Annotated in this window: 12 protein-coding genes; 9 read left to right on the top strand and 3 right to left on the bottom strand. The window is 67.4% G+C overall.

The genetic code is table 11. From position 1 onward, the window contains the following. Window positions 1-10: 10 nt before the first annotated feature. The 7 genes from ACI2KI_RS11625 (at window position 11) to ACI2KI_RS11595 (ending at window position 10,716) form a co-directional block, all read left to right on the top strand. Entirely contained in the window at window positions 11-874 is an 864-nt protein-coding gene (locus ACI2KI_RS11625; RefSeq protein ID WP_404620223.1) for a fumarylacetoacetate hydrolase family protein, read from the top strand. After that, entirely contained in the window at window positions 871-1,623 is a 753-nt protein-coding gene (locus tag ACI2KI_RS11620; RefSeq protein ID WP_404620221.1) for an SDR family NAD(P)-dependent oxidoreductase, read from the top strand. Before ACI2KI_RS11625 ends, ACI2KI_RS11620 begins: the two co-directional genes overlap by 4 nt. A 12-nt stretch (window positions 1,624-1,635) precedes the next feature. Beyond that, the gene (locus tag ACI2KI_RS11615) at window positions 1,636-2,538 is read left to right on the top strand and encodes an amidohydrolase family protein (RefSeq protein ID WP_404620219.1); all 903 of its coding nucleotides are present in this window, start codon (window positions 1,636-1,638) and stop codon (window positions 2,536-2,538) included. A gap of 63 nt (window positions 2,539-2,601) precedes the next feature. Beyond that, complete coding sequence (locus ACI2KI_RS11610) at window positions 2,602-3,864, top strand: sugar MFS transporter (protein ID WP_404620217.1); 1,263 nt, start codon at window positions 2,602-2,604, stop codon at window positions 3,862-3,864. After that, window positions 3,864-6,158: a hypothetical protein gene (locus tag ACI2KI_RS11605; RefSeq protein WP_404620215.1), complete on the top strand. Its 2,295-nt coding sequence runs from the start codon at window positions 3,864-3,866 to the stop codon at window positions 6,156-6,158. The genes ACI2KI_RS11610 and ACI2KI_RS11605 overlap by 1 nt, the downstream gene beginning before the upstream one ends. Window positions 6,159-6,199: 41 nt before the next feature. Further along, on the top strand, window positions 6,200-7,669 hold the full coding sequence (locus ACI2KI_RS11600) for an oligogalacturonate lyase family protein (RefSeq protein ID WP_404620213.1): 1,470 nt from the start codon (window positions 6,200-6,202) through the stop codon (window positions 7,667-7,669). A 320-nt stretch (window positions 7,670-7,989) separates the two neighbouring features. Then, window positions 7,990-10,716 (top strand): TonB-dependent receptor, encoded by a 2,727-nt coding sequence (locus ACI2KI_RS11595; protein WP_404620211.1) that lies wholly within the window; start codon window positions 7,990-7,992, stop codon window positions 10,714-10,716. 140 nt (window positions 10,717-10,856) lie between these two features. Here ACI2KI_RS11595 and ACI2KI_RS11590 read toward each other — a convergent pair whose 3' ends face one another. Beyond that, window positions 10,857-12,233 (bottom strand): glycoside hydrolase family 28 protein, encoded by a 1,377-nt coding sequence (locus tag ACI2KI_RS11590; protein WP_404620209.1) that lies wholly within the window; start codon window positions 12,231-12,233, stop codon window positions 10,857-10,859. 151 nt (window positions 12,234-12,384) lie between these two features. Between ACI2KI_RS11590 and ACI2KI_RS11585 the strand changes: the two genes are divergently transcribed. Continuing rightward, the gene (locus ACI2KI_RS11585) at window positions 12,385-14,634 is read left to right on the top strand and encodes a glycoside hydrolase family 88 protein (RefSeq protein ID WP_404620207.1); all 2,250 of its coding nucleotides are present in this window, start codon (window positions 12,385-12,387) and stop codon (window positions 14,632-14,634) included. A 3-nt stretch (window positions 14,635-14,637) separates the two neighbouring features. On the opposite strand, the gene ACI2KI_RS11580 is transcribed toward ACI2KI_RS11585, so the two are convergent. Beyond that, complete coding sequence (locus tag ACI2KI_RS11580; protein ID WP_404620205.1) at window positions 14,638-16,065, bottom strand: LytR/AlgR family response regulator transcription factor; 1,428 nt, start codon at window positions 16,063-16,065, stop codon at window positions 14,638-14,640. Window positions 16,066-16,175: 110 nt separating this feature from the next. On the opposite strand from ACI2KI_RS11580, the gene ACI2KI_RS11575 reads away from it, so the two are divergent. Next, on the top strand, window positions 16,176-17,633 hold the full coding sequence (locus ACI2KI_RS11575) for an alpha/beta fold hydrolase (RefSeq protein ID WP_404620203.1): 1,458 nt from the start codon (window positions 16,176-16,178) through the stop codon (window positions 17,631-17,633). 67 nt (window positions 17,634-17,700) lie between these two features. Here ACI2KI_RS11575 and ACI2KI_RS11570 read toward each other — a convergent pair whose 3' ends face one another. After that, complete coding sequence (locus ACI2KI_RS11570) at window positions 17,701-18,105, bottom strand: helix-turn-helix domain-containing protein (protein ID WP_404620201.1); 405 nt, start codon at window positions 18,103-18,105, stop codon at window positions 17,701-17,703. Window positions 18,106-18,111 lie beyond the last annotated feature (6 nt).

Below are 18,111 nucleotides of genomic sequence, written 5' to 3'. Positions count from 1 at the left end.
GTTCCTCCCCATGAAGCTCCTCCGCTACGGCCCCAAGGGCCAGGAAAAGCCCGGCACCCTGGACGCCGAAGGCCGCATCCGCGACTTGTCGGGCGAGGTCGCCGACATCACCCCGGACCAGCTGTGGGGCGAAGGCCTCGCCGCGCTGAAGGCCATTGATCCGGCCACCCTGCCCCTGGTTGAGGGCGCGCCGCGTTACGGCGTGCCGGTCAACGGCGTGCGCAAGTTCATCGCCATCGGCCTGAACTTCGCCGACCATGCCGCCGAGTCCAACCTGCCGATCCCGGCCGAGCCGGTGGTTTTCACCAAGGCCGTCTCTTGTTTGACGGGCCCGAATGATACCGTTGTCATTCCTCGCGGCTCCGAAAAGACCGACTGGGAAGTCGAGCTGGGCATCGTCATCGGCCAGCGCGCCTCCTACGTCGAACAGGCCGACGCCCTGGACCACGTCGCGGGCTATGTCCTGATCAACGACGTGTCGGAACGCGCCTTCCAGACTGAACGCGGCGGCACCTGGGACAAGGGCAAGGGTTGCGACACCTTCGGCCCAGTCGGCCCCTGGATCGTCACCACGGACGAGGTCGGCGACGTGCAGGGGCTCGACATGTGGCTGGACCTCAACGGCAAGCGCATGCAGACCGGCAACACCCGGACCATGATCTTCGGCGTGGCCGAGATCGTCTCCTACGTCAGCCAGTTCATGACCCTGGAACCGGGCGACCTGATCACCACGGGCACCCCCCCCGGCGTCGGTCTGGGCCAGAAGCCCGAGCCCTTCTACCTCAAGGCCGGCGACGTCATGGAACTGGGCATCGCGAAGCTGGGCAGCCAGCGCCAGTCGGTCGTCGCCTGGTCGAAGGACGTGGTCGCATGAGCGCCTATGAAGGACGCTTTAACGGCCGCACCGCCGTCGTCACCGGCGGCGCCTCGGGCCTGGGCAAGGCCTCGGCCGCCCGTATCGTGGCCGAGGGCGGCAAGGTCGTGCTCTGGGACCTCAATCCCAAGACGCTGAAGGCCGCCGCCGAGGAAGTGGGCGCGACCGCCGTGGTGGCGCTGGACGTCTCCGATCCCGAAGCGGTCGAGGCCGCCGCCAGGACTTCACATGAGGCCTTGGGCGGGCGCATCGATATCCTGGTCGCCTCGGCAGGCATCACCGGCGCCACCGTGCCGGTGCACGAGTTCCCGCTCGACAGCTGGAAGCGCGTGGTCGACATCAACCTGAACGGCGTCTTCTACTGCTGCCGCGCCGTCACCCCCTACATGCTGGACAACGGCTACGGCCGCATCGTCAACGTGGCCTCGGTCGCGGGCAAGGAGGGCAACCCCAACGCCAGCGCCTATTCGGCGTCCAAGGCGGGCGTGATCGGCTTCACCAAGTCGCTGGGCAAGGAACTGGCCGGCAAGGGGGTCATCGCCAACAGCCTGACCCCCGCCACCTTCGAAAGCCCCATCCTGGAACAGCTGCCGCAAAGCCAGGTCGACTACATGCGCTCCAAGATCCCCATGGGCCGTCTGGGCGAGGTCGAGGAAAGCGTCGCCATGGTCTGTTTCATGGCTTCGGAAGAATGCAGCTTCACCACCGCCTCGACGTTCGATACGTCGGGCGGCCGTACGACCTACTAAGGAGCGCTGCAGGTGGGCCGCGACCTTCGCATCGTCGATCCGCACGTCCACCTGTGGGACCTGTCGCGCGCCCGCTACGGCTGGTTGCAGGACGATCCCCTGCCGAACAATCCGGCGGGGGACATGGCTCCGATCGCGCACCGTGATTACCTGCTGAAGGACTACCTGGCCGACACGGCGAACTGGCGCGTGGACAAGATCGTCCATGTCGAGGCCGGTCAGCCGCGCGGGCATCAGTTGTCCGAGACCGACTGGCTGCAGGCCATGGCCGACGACTACGGCTATCCGCATGGCGTCGTCGCCGGCGCCGATCTGACCGATCCCGATCTGAACGCCCTGCTGGAGGCCCACGCCGACCGGCGCAACGTTCGGGGCGTGCGCCAGATCGTCTGCTGGCACGCCGATCCGCTCAAGACCTACAATCCGGCCGATCCCCTGCTCGACCCCGCCTGGCGCGCAGGCTTTGGCAAGCTGGCGCGGCACGGCCTGTCCTTCGACCTGCAGCTCTATCCGTCGCAGATGGCCAGCGCGGTCGAACTGGCCGACGCCCATCCCGACATTCCCCTGATCATCAACCACGCCGGTCTGCCGACCGACCGCGACGCCGAGGGCCTGGCGCTCTGGCGCGCCGGGCTGAAGCCCCTGGCCGAGCGCCCCCAGGTGTCGATCAAGATCTCCGGCCTCGGCATCACCGACCGCGCCTGGACCCTGCAGTCGATCCAGCCCGTCGTGCTGACCTGCATCGAAGCCTTCGGAACGCAGCGCGCCATGTTCGCCAGCGACTTCCCGGTCGAGCGCGTCCACGGGACCTTCGACGCCTTCTATTCCGCCTTCGACGACATCACGCGTCACTTCAGCGCCGATGAACGCGACCGTCTGTTCGCCGCCAACGCCGAGGCGATCTACCGCATCTGACCCATCATTCGCCGAGCCCGCATCAAGACGGCGCCGGCCCCCGAGGAAGCCCGAGAGGACGACATGAGTATCGAAACCGACGCCGCCCACACCCCCGGCGGTCTCGCCCTGCCCGCCGGCAACCTGCGCGGCCCGCTGGCCTTCGCCATCGCCTGCTTCCTGATCTGGGGTCTGGCCTACGGCCTGCTGGACGTGTTGAACAAGCATTTCCAGGACACGCTCAGCATCAGCCACGCCGACAGCGCCTGGCTGCAGATCGCCTATTTCGGGGCCTATCTGCTGCTCAGCGTGCCTGCGGGCATGCTGCTGAACGCGCGTGGGTACAAGTTCGGCATCGTCACCGGCCTGATGGTCGCGGCGGTCGGCGCCCTGCTCTTCATTCCGGCGGCCAGCGCCGGCGCCTTCCTGCCCTTCGTCGGCTCGATGTTCGTTCTGGCGGCGGGTCTCTGCATTCTTGAGACCAGCGCCGACACCTATGTGAACGTGCTGGGCGACCCGGCCAAGGCGCCGCAGCGCCTGAACCTGGCCCAGTCGTTCAATGCGCTTGGCGTCTTCTTCGGCCCCTTGATCGGCGGCGCGGTCTTCTTCAGCCCGACCACGACCGAGGCTCTGGGCGGCGCCACTCGCTCGATCCAGATCGTCTATGGCCTGATCGCCCTGGGCGTCGTGCTGTTCGCCCTGGTGGTGTGGCGCGCCCGCCTGCCCGAAACGGGCCTGGCCGACCACGGCGGCGAGGAAGCCGGCGGCGTGGCCAAGCCGCTGTCCAAGCAACCGCACTTCGTCGCGGGCGTCATCACCCAGGCCCTCTACATCGGCGCCCAGGTCGGCATCGGCGCCTTCTTCATCAACCTGGTGACCCAGAACTGGCAGGGCCTGAGCAGCCAGACCGGCGCCTTCATGCTGTCGCTGGCCGCCATCGGCTATCTGGTCGGACGCTTCGCCGCGACCGCCCTTCTGCTCAAGGTCAAGCCGCGCACCCTGCTGACCGCCTATGGCGTCATCAACGTCATCCTGACGCTGATCGTGGCCGCCGGCATCGACAAGGTGTCGCCGATCGCCCTGATCGCCGTCTTCTTCTTCATGTCCACCATGTTCGCCACCATCTTCGCCCTGGGCACCACCGGCCTGGGCGCCGCGACCAAGAAGGCCTCGTCCCTGATGGTCATGGCCATCGGCGGCGGCGTCCTTCTGCCCTGGCCCATGGGCAAGATCTCCGACCTCTACGGCGCCAATGTCGCCTTCCTGCTGCCCGCCGCCTGCTTCGTCGTCGTCGCCTGGTACGGCTGGAAGGGCGCGGGTCTGGGTCTGAAGACGGAGACCAACTGATGCGTCTGCGTTCCGCCCTGCTCGCCTTCACCCTGCTGGCCGGCCCGATCGCTCTGCCGCTGGGCGCCTGCGCCCAGACGGTTCAGGCGGCATCGGCGGTCGCCCCGGCGGCCCCGATCAACCGGCAGGCCCTGGCCCAGCGTCACAATGTGACGCTGACCGCCATCGACCGGCACGCCCCGATCCAGTTGGGCAACGGCGACCTGGGCTTCACCGCCGACATCACCGGCCTGCAGACCTTCCCCGAGCAGTATTCGGAACTGGCGCCCCTGCTGACCATGGCCCAGTGGGCCTGGCACAGCTTCCCCAACCCTCAGGGCTACACCGAGCAGAGCGGCTTGGTGAACGTCTCCGTCCCCGGTCGCGGCGAGCAGCCCTATGCCTGGATGAAGTCCTGGGCCGAGGCCGAGACCAACCCCGCCTTCACCTGGCTGCGGGCCAATCCGCACCGCATCTCGCTCAGCCGCATCGGCCTGAGCTTCAGCGACGGCCGCGCCCTGGACTTCGCCAAGGTGGCGGAGACCCGCCAGACCCTGGACCTGTGGTCGGGCGCCCTGACCAGCCGCTTCACCTATGACGGCCAGCCGGTCGAGGTCGTGACCCGCGTCCACCCCGAGCTCGACATGGTCATGGTTGAGATCGTCTCGCCTCTGGTCGCGTCGCAGGGCCTGGGCGTTCAGGTCCGCTATCCCGGCGTGAACCCCGCCATCAATCCTGACCCGACCAGCTTCGACGGCGCGGGTTCCCAGAGCTTGGACGTCGTCGCCTTCGACACCGGCGACGTTCGCATTCGCCGCACCCTGGACGACACCACCTATCATTCCGGCATCATCGCCTCGGGCAAGATCGAGCAGAGCGGGGCTGACCGCTTCAGCGTCGTAGCCAATGGCCGCGACCGGCTGACCGTCATGGTCCGCTTCGACCAGCAGGCGGACACGACGAAGGCCCCGGCCTATTCGGCCAGCGTTGAGGCCGTGACCACCCACTGGAACGCCTTCTGGACTGAGGGCGGCGCCGTCGACTTCACCGGCTCCACCGACCCGCGCGCCGCTGAGCTGGAACGCCGCGTGGTCCTGTCACAGTATCTGTCCGCCGTGAACGGCGCGGGCGAACTGCCGCCACAGGAAGAGGGCCTCTTCTCCAACTCCTGGTACGGCAAGTTCCATCTGGAGATGCATCCCTGGCACGCCGGCTGGCAGGCCATGTGGGGCCGTCCTGAACTGCTGGAGCGCAGCCTGCCCTGGTATCTGGGCAATCTCGACAACGCCCGCGCCGAGGCCGCGCGTCACGGGGTCAAGGGCGCCTGGTGGCCCAAGATGGTCGGGCCCGAGGGGCGCAACAGCCCCAGCCTGGTCTCGCCCTTCATCATGTGGCAGCAGCCGCATCCGATCCTGCTGGCCGAATTGGTCTGGCGCTCGGAGAAGGACCCGGCGGTTCTGGCCCGCTATGCCGAACTGGTCGAGACTACGGCCGACCTGCTGGCTTCCTGGCCGATCGAACAGAACGGCCGCCTGAACCTCGGCACGCCCCTGATTCCGGCTCAGGAAAACTATGATCCCCTGACCACGATCAACCCGACCTTCGAGGTCGAGTATTTCCGCTGGGCGCTGGAAACCGCGCAACAGTGGCGTGTCCGTCAGGGACAGCCCCGTCGCGCCGACTGGGATCAGGCCCTGACGAAGATCGCTCCGCCCGCCCTGAAGGACGGCCTCTACCTGCCGGTCGAGAGCGTGCCGGACTTCTGGGAGACGGCCATGTCGGACGCCTGCCGCAAGCACGCCGCGGCGGCCCAGTGCAAGAACCGCGACCACCCCTCCTTCCTGATGGCCTATGGCTTCATCCCCGGCGCGCGGATCGACCCGAACGCCATGCGCCGCACCTTCGAGGCGGTGGAGCAGAACTGGGACGTGCGCCAGACCTGGGGCTGGGACTTCCCCATGATGGCCATGACCGCCGCCCGCCTCGGCGAGCCGGAAAAGGCCGTCGACTGGCTGTTCGCCGACCTGAAGAACAATCAGTGGGGCGTCACCGGCATGACCCCGCGCGTCCATCTGGACGAGCACGCCGACGAACTGGTGCCGGTGTCCGCCGGGGCCGGAGGCGTCGCCATGACCGTCAACCCGGACGGCGCCGGCTACCGCCGCGCGGCCGAGACCTACTTCCCCTCCAACGGCTCGTTGCTGATGGCGGTAGGTCTGATGGCGGGCGGCTGGGACGGCTCCACCGGCCATGCGCCCGGCTTCCCGAAAGAAGGCTGGACCGTGCGGGTCGAAGGCCTGACGCCCGCGCCCTGAGCCTGCGCCGCCCTGAGTAGAAGTTCAAAGAGGACCGCCCCATGACGACCTCCCGCCGATCCGCCCTCAAGGCCCTGTTGGCCGCCCCCGCCCTGGGGGCCGCCGCCGGTGCCGCTACGTCAGCCTCGGCCCAGACCGCAGGCGCGCCGCAGCTTCAGCCCGCCCTGCCCCCGGCCGGTCAGGTTCCTGCATGGCCCGCGCCCAACACCGCCCCGCCCTCGACCCAGGAGACGCCGCACCAGCCGCCGCAATGGTCCGGCCCCGTGCCGACGGACTGGATCGACCAGAAGACCGGACACCGCATCCGCCGCCTGACGCCCGACGGCGGCGGCAAGCCCTATTTCTACAAAAACATGTTCCTGCCTGCGAAGGCGGGCGCGCCGGACCTGATGGTCATCTCGACGCCCCAGGGCATTTCGACGGTGGACCTCAAGACCTGGACGCTGAGCGTCCTGGTCCCTGACCGCAACGCAGACCTGATGTTCACGGGGCGCAAGGGTCGCAACGTCTATTACTCGGTCACCGAGCCGGGCGAGGCCCAACTGATGGACCGCGCCAAGACGATCTATGTCATCGACGCGGACACCAAGCGCGTGCGCCGGATCGCCCGCGTTCCCAACGGCAACATCAACTCGGTCAACGCCGACGAGACCCTGCTGCTGGGCTTCGTCGCCTATGGGTCGGAACCGCTTCAACCGGGCGTCGGCGACCCGCGCAACCGCCGCTTCGACCAGGCCGAGTACGCCGCCAACGGACCGGACGGAAAGCCCCTGAACTTCGCCCGCGCCAAGGGCGTGCGGATGCTGCAACGCTGGGCCGCCCGCTATCCGATGGAGATTTTCGTCATCGACATGGCGACCGGCGAGCGCCGCGCCATCCACTCGACCAATGAATGGATCGGCCACACCCAGTTCTCGCCGACCGATCCCGACCGCATCATCTTCTGCCACGAAGGCCCCTGGCACCGGGTCGATCGCATGTGGACGATGAAGGTCGACGGCTCGGACCTGCGCAAGACCCACACGCGCACGATGAACTTCGAAATCTTCGGCCACGAATGGTTCAGCCCCGACGGCAAGCAGGTGCTCTATGACCTGCAGACCCCGCGCGGTCAGGTCTTCTGGGTCGCCTCGGTGGATCTGGAGACGGGCAAGCGCGTCTATCGCCGGGTCGAGCAGAACGATTGGTCCGTCCACTTCAACGTCTCGCCGGACGGCCGGATGTTCGCCGGCGACGGCGGCGACGGCGACATGGTGGCCCATGCTCCGGACGGCAAATGGATCGTCCTTCTGCGTCCCGAGCCTATCGTCGATGAGGACCCCTCCAGCGACAAGGATGACCAGATCAGCGTCGAATACCTGCGCTCGGAACGGCTGGTCGACCTGTCCAACCACGACTACCGGCTGGAGCCCAACCTGACCTTCACGCCGGACGGCCGCTGGATCGTCTTCGTCTCCAACATGCATGGCCGGAATCACGTCTATGCCGTCGAGGTGGCCCGCGCGGCCTGACCGCCCTGCCGCGCCTTGCGCAAAGAAGGCCCCGGAGCGATCCGGGGCCTTTTTCTTATCTCACACGCCCGACGGGATACCAGTGTTCCGCAATTCAGAACCCGATCCCATGTGTTTTTGGCGACGACGCGCGTCGCCATCCCCTTGCTTAAAAACACATTTTTGACGTCTTGCGGGCTTCAAAATGCACAGCTGACATCGGTCTGTTGCAAAAAACGGGAAGCTGTTGCAAGAAGTGGCACGCGCTGACGTCCAACTATGCGCGACACCATACCAACAAATGACACCGGTGCCACTGGCTCCGGTGCGGGGAGAGAAACATGGAACGGCCCTTCAGCCACGCCCGGACTCTGTGCATCGCCGGCGTTTCGGCGACCGCCCTGCTGTGGGGCGCCGCCCCCGCCTTCGCCCAGGAGGCCGCGCCGGCTCCCGAGCAGGAAGAAGCCACCACCGTCGACGAGATCGTCGTCACCGGCTTCCGCTCCAGCCTGCAGCAGGCCCTGAACGTCAAGCGCCGCGAAGCCGGCGCCGTCGACGCCATCCTGGCTGAAGACATCGCCGACTTCCCCGACCAGAACCTGGCCGAGGCCATTCAGCGCCTGCCCGGCGTGACCATCGAGCGCGTCAACGGCCAGGGCACGACCATCTCGGTGCGCGGTCTGGGCGCAGACTTCACCCGCACCCGCATCAACGGCCTGGAGGCCCAGGCGGCCTCGGGCGGCAATCGCAACCGCAGCTTCGACTTCTCGATGTTCGCGTCGGAACTGTTCAACAGCATCAAGGTCCGCAAGACCCAGTCGGCCGAGATCGAGGAGGGCTCGCTGGGCTCGACCGTCGATCTGCAGACCGGCCGCCCGCTGGACTTCTCGCGCAGCGGCTTCAACTCCGCCCTGTCGGTCCAGGGGTCGTACAACGACCTGTCGGAAAAGACCGTGCCGCGCACGGCCGGCCTTCTGAGCTGGTCGAACGAGGACAAGACCTTCGGCGCCCTGCTGTCGGTGGCCTATTCCGAGCGTTCGCCGATCCTCGAAAGCTTCAACACGACGCGCTGGCAGAAGGGCAACCCGGCCCAAGCCTATGGCGTCGGCCAGAACTTCGGCGGCTGCGTCCCCTGCACCACGACGGCTCAACGCACCGAACTGCTGAACGCCTTCTATCCGCGCATCCCGCGCTATACCTTCGGCAACACCCAGGAAGATCGCCTGGGTCTGACCGGCGCCCTGCAGTGGCGCCCCAGCGACCGCACCGAGGTGGTGCTGGACCTGCTCTGGTCGCGCCTGAACTCGGAGCTGGAAAGCCCCAACGTCGAGGCCTGGGCCTTCAGCCGCGCCGCCGTGAACAACGTCATCGTTCGCGACTACGCCATCGACGCGAACAAGAACGCCCTGTCCTACGGCGTCTTCGACAACATGCTGGTGCGCTCGGAAAACGGCTTCACCCGCAATGAGAGCACCTTCGCCCAGGCCTCGCTGAACGTCCGTCATGACTTCACCGACCGCCTGCGCGGCAACATGAAGCTGGGTCTGAACAAGTCCGAAGCCCGCACCCCGATCAACGTCACCTACGCCTTCGAACAGGCTGGCGTGAACGGCTACACCATCGACTTCCGCGGCAATGACCGCATGCCGATGATCAACTACGGCTACGACATCACCTCGGGCAAGGGTTTCACCCTGGTTCAGGGCACGCGCAGCACCAGCGGCGGCGACTTCGACAACAATGTCGTGGCCGGCGCCCTGGAATACGACTGGAACCCCTCGCTGACCTTCAAAGCCGGCGGTGAGTACCGCACCTATGGCTTCAGCACCTGGGGCGTGGCGCGCGCCGCCACCAACACCACCGGCGCCGACCGCATCACCGGCGTGGACGCCCTGGGCAAGATCGTCAGCATCGACGGCAAGATCGGCGTCCCCGCCGGTTCGAGCATGAACTTCATCGTGCCCGACATCTGGAAGATCAACGACTTCCTCAGCACCTATGACGATCCGCTGGTCTCGAACCGCAGCGAGCGCGAAGTCGACGAAACGGACAAGGGCATCTTCGTCCAGGCCGACTTCAACACCGACTTCGCCAACATGGTGGTGCGCGGCAACGTGGGCGTCCGTTACGCCCAGACCGAGGTCGAATCCAAGGGCTGGCAGACGATTACGGGCGCGGGCGGACCGACCTACGCCTATGTCACGGCCAATAACGACTACGACGACGTCCTGCCGTCGTTCAACCTGGCTATCGAGCCGCGCGACGACCTGGTCGTCCGCCTGGGCGCCGCAAAGGTCATGTCGCGTCCGACCCTGGGCGATCTGACGCCGGGCGGCGGCGTGTCGCCGACCACGCGCACCGTCTCCTACGGCAACCCGCTGCTGGATCCGTTCCGGGCCACCAACTACGACCTGTCGGTCGAGTGGTACTTCCAGAACGAGGGCCTGCTGGCCGCCGCCGTCTTCTACAAGGACATCGACAGCTTCATCACCTCGGTGACCGAGTCGATCGTCTGGAGCGACCTGGGTCTGCCTGACGACCTGCTGCAAGGCGCCGCGCGTCCGACCGACGTCTTCCAGGTCACGCGCAAGCTCAACGGCGAGGGCGGCTCGCTGCACGGTCTGGAAATCCAGTACCAGCAGCCCTTCACCTTCCTGCCCGGCCTGTGGTCGAACTTCGGCTTCATCGGCAACTTCACCTATGTCGACTCCGAGGTCGATTACGGTGCCGCCGGCAAGAACCGTCTGACGGGTCAGTCGAAGAACACCTACAACACGACGCTGTACTATGAGGACGGCCCCTTCCAGGCCCGCGTCTCGGCGGCCTATCGCAGCGGCTACCTGATGTCCTTCCCGGGCGGCAACGGCAACTCGGAAGAGGGCATGAACGCGACGACCTACATCGACGCCTCGATGTCCTACGCCTTCAACGACAGCCTGACGGTGTCGCTGGAAGGCATCAACCTGACCGACGAATACAATGATCGTTACGTCGATGTGGCGGACCGCGTGTCCGACTACCGCCACACCGGTCGTGAGATCGCTATCGGATTGCGCTGGAAATACTGATCTTCCTCCCTGAGCCTTTCAGCGCATCACTTGGCCCGGAGCGTTCTCGCTCCGGGCCTCTTTTTTGCCTGCCGCCACGCAGCAAAAAGCCCCGACGCCTGAGGCGCCGGGGCTCAATGTTCCTGAAGCGGGCGACGCTCCTAGAGGCCGACCACCCCGCGCGAGGCCGTCACCTTCGGCCCCGTCCCGTCCAGGGTGTCGATCTTGCAGTCGCTGAAGCGCCAGCTGTCGGCGTTGGCGATGGTCCCCGCCTCGCGCACGTCCCAGTCCAGACGCTCGAACTGGAAGTCGCGCAGCGGCGCCTCCTCATAGGCCGCGGCCTCGAAGCCGATCTTGCCGCCCACCGCCTTGATGTCCGACAGGCGCACGTCGCGGATGCGCGGGATGCCCTGCTCGCGCGGCACCGGCGTCGCCAGGGCCCGCCAGTAGTCGGGAATGTCGGTGATCCCCGCCGGGATCTGGGCGTAGGAATAGTTCGGGTACCAATTCAGATTGACCCGGAACAGGGTCGCCACGTCCTGCAGGTGGATGTTCTTCAGGGCGATGTTGTTGATCACCCCGCCGCGCGTGTGGCCGGACTTGAAGAAGATGCCCAGAGGCACGGGGTACTCGATCCGCAGGCCCGACACCTCAATGTCCTCGAACCCGCCCGAGGTCTCGCTGCCGAAAGTCATGCCGGCCAGGGCGTCGCGCACGATGCAGTCGCGCACCTTCACCTGTCGGCAGGGCCGCGCCACGCGCAGACCGTCCCAGTCCCGCCCGGCCTTGATGCAGATGGCGTCGTCGTTGACCGACAGGTCGCAGCGCTCGACCAGAACCCGCTCCGACGAGTCGATATCGATACCGTCCGTCGAGGGGCCGCGACCGCCCAGGTTATTGCGGATGATCAGGTCCGACACCTTCACGTCGCGCGAATAGCAGACGTGCACGGTCCAGAAGCCCGCCCGCGCCAGGTTCAGCCCCGACACCTCGACCGCCTCGGCGTCATAGACGTGGATCAGACGAGGGCGGCGGCAGTCGTAGTCGGCGGCCCAGCGCAGACCCTTGGGGTCATAGTCGCGGCGCATGGCCCAGTAGGCGTCCCAGAAGACCTTTCCGTCGCCGTCCACCAGACCCTCGCCGGTGATCCTGGCGTTCTTCTCGCGATAGATGTTCAGCAGGCCCGCCGGCCACTCCATCTCGATCCCGGCGACGCGGGTGCGGACCATCGGATAGGCGGCGATGTCGCGCAGGCCCTTGATCGTCGCGCCGCGCCCGATCAGCAGGGTCACGTTCGACTTCACGAACAGCGAGCCGGACAGATAGACGCCGGGCTTCAGCACCACCGTCCCGCCGCCCGCGCCCGCCGCCGCGTCGATGGCGGCCTGGATCGGGCGGGTGTTGATCGCCTCGCCGTCGCCGACCGCGCCGAAGTCGGCGGGGTCGAAGGTGCGGCCCGTCGATTGCGCGAAGACAGGCGGGGCTGCGGTGGCGATGGCCCCGGTCAGGCCGAGTTGCAGCAGGGAGCGGCGATGCATGGGCGTTCCTCAATCTACGGGCCGCCTTGGGCGACGGCGTCTTGTCGCGCGGTGTCATTCCGACTTGCGCTGCTCGATCACCATTTTATGGTACGCATAAGCAAATAGTGAAACCCCAAACGCAGCGGGGTTCGTACCGGAGAGAACGCCTGTGACGCTACGCCGCGCCGTGCCGACGATTGCCGCCTTCCTGCTGGCCAGCACCGTCCTGACCTCTCCCGCCCTGGCGCAGTCCGCCGCCGGTCAGCCCTGGGCGCCGCACTCGAACCCCGGCGTCGAGGCCGAGTGGCTGACCGCCAGGCCGCGCCCCGACCTGAACTTCCGCGCCGACGCCCGCCCCTCGCGCGAACAGACCATGGCGGCGGTCGAATACGTCGCTTCGTCACAGATCAAGGACATGGCGTCACGCCCGCTCGCCCTGTCGACCGGCAGCAACCTGACGCAGATGTCGTCCAACTGGGTCGCCGCCACCTTCTATATCGGCGCGGCAAGGCTGGCCCGCGTGTCGGACGATCCCGAGACCCTGCGCTTCCTGACGGCGGTGGCCGAGCACTACAACTACAGCCTGCGCGGGGCCCGTTCCGGCCCGACCATGCTGAACGCCGACGACCAGACCATCGGCGACCTCTACATCGAGCTCTATTCGCGCCGGGGTCAGGACGGGGTGCTGATGCCGCTGCGTCAGCGCCTGGACTATATGGTCCCGCACCTGAACCGCACGGCCGAGACCGAGGCCTCTATCTGGTGGTGGGCCGACGCCCTCTACATGGCGCCCCCCGTGCTGGCGCGCATGTCGGCGGTGACCGGCGATCCCAAATACATCCGCGGCATGGACAAGGAGTTCCGCCGCACCATCGACCGCCTGTGGGTGCCCGAGCAGCGCCTCTTCCTGCGCGACCAGCGCTTCAAGGGCCGCACCGAGGCCAACGGCCAGCCCATCTACTGGAGCCGCGCCAACGGCTGGGTCATGGGCGGTCTGGCCCGCACGCTGGAGGCCATGCCCGCCGACTTCGAGGGTCGTCAGGACTATATCGAGATCTTCCAGGCCATGGCCGGGCGCATCCGCGAACTGCAACAGGACGACGGCCTGTGGCGCGCCAGCCTGCTGGCCCCCGACCTCTATCCGCAGGCCGAGACCTCGGGCTCGGTCTTCTACGTCTACGCCATGGCCTGGGGCATCAACCACGGCCTGCTGGACCGCGCGACCTATGAGCCCGCCGTGCTCAAGGGCTGGGCGGCGCTGAACCGCCACGTCCTGCCCAGCGGCCTGATCGGCGCCACGCAGAAGACCGGCGACATGCCCGTGGCGACTGATCCGAACGAAGTCGGCCTCTACACCACCGGCACCTATCTGCTGGCGGGCCTGGAGGTCGCCGACCTGAACGGGCCTCAAAAGAGCCTGCCTCTGGCCGAACCGGCGCGCGATACGCCCGCCGTCATCGCCGCCACCACGCCGACGCCGCCTGCTCCCGTCACCGTCGTCGGCGAGGCCGAGATCAGGCGCCGCGCCGAGGAGATGCACGCCACCCGCGCCCTGTCCTATGACCCGACCGCTCTGGGGCGTCCCGCCGAGGTTGAGCGCCTGGCGCCGCCGCCCGTCGACCAGCAGCAACCGCGCGCCGTGGTCCGCTTCGCCCCCGACCGTCTCGACGACCTGCTGTGGGAAAACGACCGCGTCGCCCACCGCATCTACGGCCCGGCGCTGGAGGCGCGCGAGGCGCCCTCGGGGTCTGGCATAGACGTCTGGGCCAAGCGCGTGCGCTATCCTTACATGGACCGCCAGTTGCGCTTCCCTAACTACCACGTCGATCGCGGCGAGGGCCTGGACTACTACGACGTCGGCCGGGGTCGCGGCTCGGGCGGTCTGGGCGTCTGGTTCGAGAACAAGCTGTGGACCAGCCGCAACTTCTCGACCTATCGCATCGAGGAGACCGGCGGCGACGAGGCCCGCTTCAGCGTCGACTACCGCCCCTGGCCCGTCGATGTGGCCCGCAAGGTCTGGGAGACGCGCGACTTCTCCCTGCCGCTGGGCTCCAACTTCACCCGCATGACCTCGACGCTTAACTCGGACACGTCAGAGCCCCTGATCGTCGGCATCGGCATCTCCAAGCGCCGCAACGCCGCCAGTGCCGGCGCCGTCACCCGCGACGCCGCCAACGGCCGCCTGATGTTCTGGGAGCCCGCCAATCCCGAGCACGGCTCCATCGGCATCGCCATCGCCGTCGATCCGGCCCAGGTCGAAGGCTTCGCCGAGGACGCCGACAACTATCTGATCCTGGTCCGCGTCACCCCTGGCCGGCCCTTCACCTACTACATGGGCTCCGCCTGGGACGGCGGCCTGGACTTCAGGACGCGGGAAAGCTGGGAGACCTTCGCGGCGGGCCAGACCTTCCGGTTCTGACGCTCACACGCGCGGTGCGGCGTTGAGCGCGTCGCGAACGGTCGGAAGACGGTTACGGCTGATGGGCAGGGATGCGCCCTCGTCCATCAGCAAGCGCCCTTGCCCGCCATCGCGTTCAAAGCCGCGCACATGGGCCAGGTTGGCGATCACCGAGCGGTGGACCCGCAGGAAGCTGGCGGGCAGTTCCGCTTCAAGTCGATCGAGACGGGCGGCGTGCAGCATTCTGCGTCCGTTCGTCAGGCGCAGTTCCACATAGTCGTCGGCGCCGACCACGGCCAGGATGTCGACGAGCGGCACTCGCTCGACCCCGCGCGACGAGGCCACCGTCAGACAGTCCGGAAGCGCGGCGGCGCGGGTCAGCGCCACCTCCCGTTCCTGATCGGCGCGCCCCAGCCGAACGACATCGGCCATCAGAAGGGGAAGGAGAAGGCCCGCGGCGAACAGGAAATAGGACAGGTCGACCAGCAAGCTGGGGAACAGCATGCCCACCGCGATGAAGACGGCGAGATAGGCCAGCATCGGCCGCGCGCCGGGCAGTCGGCGGCGCACGGCGACGGCGGCGACGACGGCGGAAAGCGCCAGGCCGATCATCAGAGCCAGCGTCGTCTTCAGGTCAAAGCCTGGGGCGAGGCCGGTCGCGGCCACGGCCGCCGCGGCCAGAAGCACCAGCCGGCCGCGCGCCTGCGGCCAGAAGCGCGACACGACATAGGAAACCAGCAGGACCGCGAAGGCGGCGCTCAGAACCCAGATGCCGACCAGCCGCAGACCGTGGACGGGATAGGCATAGGGAACCAGCGCCCGCAGGCTTTCCAGAATCGCCTGCAGACCCGCGACCCCGGCCAGGGCCGCCAGCGCCAGGCTCGAACCCGTGCGGCGCAGGCTGTAGATGACGGCGAAACCGAAGGCGGCGGCGAACAGGGCGCCGGCCGCGATGAAGGCGATCGCCACCGGGACCGTGCGCGACGGCCAGGGATAGGGGGCGACCATGATCCCCCCGACGGGATTGTCCAGACGCACGGCCCCGTGGAAGGACGACATGTGGACCACGACCAGGTTGTCGGCCGGTCGCCACATCCGTTCGGGGATGGGGAAGGACGCTTCATAACGACCAGCCGCTTCCGCCGCTGGCGAGCCGCCCGGTCGTCCGTTCGCGCCCAGCTTCTGCCCATTGAGCCAGACTTCCGAGGACGCCGCGCCGACGACATAGAGGGCGGCGGGTTCGTCGCCGCTCGGGCGCTGCACGACGGCGCGCAGCCACAGCTCGCGCCCTTGCGGATCGATGACGCCTTCGACCGGGCGACAGTCGTGCAGAACGGGCGCCGCCGCGCCCGGTTCGCCCCGACACGCCTGCCAGTCATAGCCCTGATCCTGCGCTCGCAACGCCGTCGGCAGCGAGGTCCAGAGAATCGCGATGAGAAGAATCCGCCACATGGCGCGAACCCTATCTCCATTCGCCGCAAAGCGCTGCCGTTCACCGACGCAGGCCGACCGTTGGCCGAAGCGCGCCCCACGGCGCCGAAAAGCCTGCTTCAACCGGGGTCATGACACACACATCGTTGAACCGCCGCTCCATCCTCGCCGCCGCCGGCCTGTCGCTTCCCGGTCTGGCGCTCTTGTCGAAAACCGCCTGGGCTCAGGATGCCCAGCCCGAAGTCGGACCGTTCCGCTTCAAGGCCGGCAACGGCGAGGAAGTCGACGCCGAACGCGGCTACTTCGAGGCGCCCGAGGATCGCCGTGTTCCCAGCTCGCGCCGCATCCGTATCGGCTATGTGCGGTTCGCCTCGACCGCGAAGAACCCGGGACCGCCCATCATCTATCTGGCCGGCGGACCGGGCGGTTCGGGCCCGCGTACGGCGATGGGGCCGCGCTTCCCGATCTTCATGGCGCTGAGAGAAGTGGCCGACGTCATTGCTCTGGATCAGCGCGGGGTCGGGATGTCGAACCAGATTCCTGAACGGGAAACCAGCACCCCCTATCCCGCCATGACCCACGCCGACGTGAGCGCCTGGTACCGCGAGGAAATGCAGAAGGCCTGGGTGGACTGGAAACGCGCCGGCGTGGCCATAGCCGGGTACAATACCGAACAGAACGCCGACGACATCGAGGACCTGCGCCGCCATCTGGGCGTGGACAAGGTCAATCTGTGGGGCATCAGCTACGGCACCCACCTGGCCCTCTCGGTGCTGAAGCGCCACCCGAACTCGATCGGTCGCGTCGCCCTGGCCAGCCTGGAAGGTCAGGACCAGACCGTCAAGCGCCCGGCCCACATCGACATGTTCCTGGATCGCGTGGATCATCTGATGAGGCAGGACCCTGCCGTTCGCGCGGCCATCCCGAACATGCCGGCCCTGATGCGCCGCGTGCATGAGCGGCTGGAAGCCAATCCGGCGACGGTGACCTTCGCCGGTGAAAACGGCCCCATCGACGTCCAGGTAGGCGGCTTCGGCATCCAGCTTCTGGCCTCCGCCCTGGTCGCCAACCCGCCGCAGCTCTCCATGCTGCCGGGCATCTATCTGAAGCTCGACGCAGGGGATACCGACAGCCTGGCGTCGATCATCCCGCCGCCCCACCGCTACTTCGGCGTCTCCGGCATGTCCACGACGATGGATATGGCCTCAGGCATCTCGCCCGAACGTCTGGCGCTCATCATCCGGGAGGCGAAGACGGCGGTTCTGGGCGACGCCTTCAACCTGCCCATGCCGCATCTGGTGGGCGCCATCCCCGGCGTCGATCTCGGCGAGGACTTCCGCCAGCCCATCCGCATCGAGACCCCGGCGCTTCTGGTCGCCGGCTCCCTCGACGGCCGCACCCCGCTGGAGGAACAGGCCGAGGTCATCGCCCAGTTCCAGAACAAGACCCAGGTTCTGGTCGAGAACGCCGGCCACAACGTCTTCGAGGCTCACCCGGAGGTGCAGCCCCTGCTGGTGAAGTTCTTCGGCGAACAGCCGGTGAGCGACACCAAACTGGTCCTGCCGCCGCCGACCTTCACGGTCGCATAGGACGCGATGACAGGCCGGCATACCCGGACGGGAATGCCGGTCTGGCCATATTGCAGGACGGCGAGGTTTAATCGACCTTCTTCGGCCCCAGCGCCTCGATGATCAGACACTCCGACACCGTGCCCTTGCGGCATTGCGACAGCAGGGCGGACAGTTCGCGACGCAGGGCCTCCAGGTCGACGAGCTTGCGTTCGACCTCGACCAGGTGGGCGCGCGTCAGTTCGTCGACCGTGGCGCAGGACTGATCGCGGCGGTCCGACAGGGCCAGCAGGTCGCGCACCTGTTCGATGGAAAAGCCCAGGTCGCGGGCGCGGCGGATGAAGGACAGACGGTTCAGCTCCGCCTCGCCATAGGCGCGGTAATTGCCTTCGGTGCGGGCGGGCGCGGGCAAAAGGCTGATGCGCTCATAGTAGCGGATCGTCTCGACCTTGGTGTCGGTCCGCCGCCCCAGTTCGCCGATGCTTAGCGTCACGCCCGC

The sequence above is a fragment of the Brevundimonas sp. NPDC046655 genome (assembly GCF_044901625.1).
In the GTDB taxonomy this organism is placed as follows: domain Bacteria; phylum Pseudomonadota; class Alphaproteobacteria; order Caulobacterales; family Caulobacteraceae; genus Brevundimonas.
The sequence above is the reverse complement of the archived record's forward strand: the minus strand, read 5'-3'. Positions and strand labels throughout refer to the sequence as shown.